This window comes from Bacillus sp. JJ1503, assembly GCF_036965125.1.
Taxonomy (GTDB): Bacteria; Bacillota; Bacilli; order Bacillales; family Cytobacillaceae; genus Cytobacillus.
The window spans coordinates 1-2,743 of record NZ_JBALOZ010000028.1 but is presented as its reverse complement, the minus strand read 5'-3'; the positions used below and the strand labels follow the sequence as shown (position 1 = coordinate 2,743).

General features: G+C 36.4%; 3 protein-coding genes. All 3 read left to right on the top strand.

Going from position 1 to position 2,743, the window contains the following annotated elements; genetic code table 11:
* Positions 1–2,024 (top strand): transglycosylase domain-containing protein (locus tag V7149_RS03180; protein ID WP_335344212.1); only part of this gene is annotated, 2,024 nt, incomplete at its 5' end.
* 171 nt (positions 2,025–2,195) lie between these two features.
* Positions 2,196–2,390, top strand: coding sequence for a hypothetical protein (locus V7149_RS03175; RefSeq protein ID WP_335344211.1), 195 nt, complete (start codon positions 2,196–2,198; stop codon positions 2,388–2,390).
* A 103-nt stretch (positions 2,391–2,493) separates the two neighbouring features.
* Positions 2,494–2,628 carry a hypothetical protein gene (locus V7149_RS03170; RefSeq protein ID WP_335344210.1) on the top strand — a complete coding sequence of 45 codons (135 nt, stop codon included), beginning with the start codon at positions 2,494–2,496 and terminating at the stop codon, positions 2,626–2,628.
* The last annotated feature ends 115 nt before the right edge of the window (positions 2,629–2,743 follow it).

Sequence of the window (2,743 nt, the reverse complement as noted above, 5' to 3'; positions counted from 1 at the left end):
GTAATAAGCATATAACAAAAATAGCGATGTTAGTTATACTAACGGTTATATTAGGAACGATCCTTTTCTTTGCCTTTATAGCGGCAACCGCAAATGTTGAAACTTTAAAGGAAGGTTTAAAGCAATCAACTGTCATATACGATAAAAATGAGGAAGTCGCAAGCAGCTTGGCAACGAATCGTTCGGAAGGGATTGCCATTGAAGAAATGCCTGACTATGTCAAAAATGCTGTTGTTGCAATTGAGGATGAACGATTTTACAAGCATAATGGGTTTGATGTGAAGGGAATAGCCCGAGCCTTCTTTAAGAATATTTTTGCCGGCAGAATAACAGGTGGAGGCAGTACGATTACCCAGCAGCTTACGAAAAATGCTTTGCTTTCATCTGAAAAAACGTATAAGCGAAAAATTGAAGAATTATTCCTTGCTGTTGAAATTGAAAAGAAATACAAAAAGGACGAAATTCTGCAAATGTACTTAAATCAAGTTTATTTTGGCAGCGGCGCTTGGGGAATTGATCAGGCATCCAATAAATATTTCAATAAAGGGGCAAAGGACTTAACTATTAGTGAGTCTGCCCTTTTAGCTGGATTGTTACAGGCGCCTTCTGCACTAGATCCGTTCAGAAATTATGACCGAGCAATAGAGCGGAGAAATGTTGTCCTTGGAAAAATGAAAGAACATGACATGATAAGCGGAGACGAATATGAAAAAGCCATCACAGAAACGATCCAATTAAATGAAGGAAAAGGCAGCTTTATCGAAAGAAAATATCCATATTACGTTGATGCAGTCTTAGATGAAGCCATTCATAAATATGGCTTAACACAGGAAGAAATTTTTACTAGAGGATACCGAATATATACCGAAATGGACCAAAATTTACAGTCAGGGCTCGAAAAGGTATATGAAAGTGACTATTTATTTCCACGTGGACGAAATGGAGTGCTTGTTCAAAGTGGAGCAGTTCTTTTAGACCCGGCTTCTGGCGGTGTAAGAGGACTTGTAGGCGGAAGAGGCAGCTATGTATTCCGAGGCTTTAACAGAGCCACACATATTAAAGCACAGCCTGGATCAACCTTAAAGCCTTTAGCTGTTTATACTCCTGCACTTGAAGAAGGCTATCAGGCTACATCCATGCTTAAGGATGAACCAATGTCCTTTGAAAAATATAAACCAGAAAATGCGTCAAAGAAATATTCCGGTGAAGTTCCAATGTATAAAGCAATAGAGGAGTCTCTAAACGTTCCTGCCGTTTGGCTACTCGATCAAATTGGTCTTGAAAAAGGAATTGATTCGCTGAATCGTTTCGGAATTCCTTTAGAAAAGGAAGATGAGTATTTAGGTATTGCATTGGGCGGCATGCACAAAGGAATTTCCCCATTAAAGCTCGCTGAGGCTTATTCTACATTTCCAAACGGGGGAAAACGAAAAGATGCACATTTAATTACAAAAATTGTTGGCCCGACAGGTAACGTGATTGCTGAAAGAAAGAAGAAAACAGTGAAAGTAACTTCAAAAACCGTAGCCAATCAAATGACATCGATGCTTCTAAATGTCGTTGAATCCGGAACAGGAAAAGGAACAAAAATAAATGGCGTCCAGCTGGCGGGAAAAACGGGATCCACTCAGCTGCCTTATAAAGATATAAACGGAACAAAGGATCAATGGTTTGTTGGATATACTCCAAATTTAGTTGGGGCAGTATGGCTTGGCTATGATCAAACAGATCGGGAACATTATCTATCAAGCAGCAGCTCCAAAACTGTTGTCCCATTATTTAAATCTATTATGGAAAACTCTATCCCCTATGTTGAACAAGCAGAATTCTCCACGAAATCTGTAAATGAAAAGATGACCGAAAAAGAGTTTCAGGAAGAAGTTGAAAAGACGATTAAGGATTCCGCAGAAAAAATTAAAGAAGAGCTTCCAATATGGAAAGAGAAGCTTATGGATGGTGTGCATGAGCTAGAACAATTTGGGGAGTTCCTTAAAGAGAAATGGAAAAGCATGATGAATAAATAGAATTCAAAAACCGGGGAAACCCGGTTTTTTTCGACAGGAAAGAATACTCTCATTTTATTAATGGTATAATCAAAATAGCTTTGCTAGCAATTTGATAATAGTCGATATCAAACTGCTAGCAAACAAATAGCATTCGCTATAACACTTTCAAACAGGAGGCACATTCGCACTATGACTGCTGATAAAAGAATTCAACTGAATGTCCGTATAGCAAAAGAAACTTCTCGAAAATTGGATGAAATTGTCCAATATTATCAAGAAAACATGAAGGTTGGCAGGATCTATAAAGGAGATGTTTTGTCGGATATAATAGAAAAATCCTATGAGATCATGAACAAGCAAAAACAGATGAATAAAAAGTTTTAAAGGCGTTTAGGAGACTTCTGCTTTACAATTCTTATTTTATTCTTGGTAGAATATTGTCAAAATAGTTAGAAATGGATAATATTTAATTAAGGATGGTGATATTATGCGGCCTAGAATCCGTAGAAGAGGGATAAATCTTGAAGATTTTAAATTTGGTCTAACAACCATTTTTCTGCATGTATCATTTTATGGATTAATTATTTTTATTTTAGTATTATTTATTGAACTATTTAGTTAAAACAAAAAGCATCAATTACTTTTATTTAGGTTATCAATAATGGTATGATAGGAATTGATTTTTACAGAAGGAGATGATTTTATGTCGAAAAAAGGATACATATTAATGCAAAATG

Coding starts and splice junctions, on each gene's coding strand:
- V7149_RS03175 (WP_335344211.1), top strand. CDS start 2,196: ATGACTGCTGATAAAAGAATTCAACTGAATGTCCGTATAGCAAAAGAA.
- V7149_RS03170 (WP_335344210.1), top strand. CDS start 2,494: ATGCGGCCTAGAATCCGTAGAAGAGGGATAAATCTTGAAGATTTTAAA.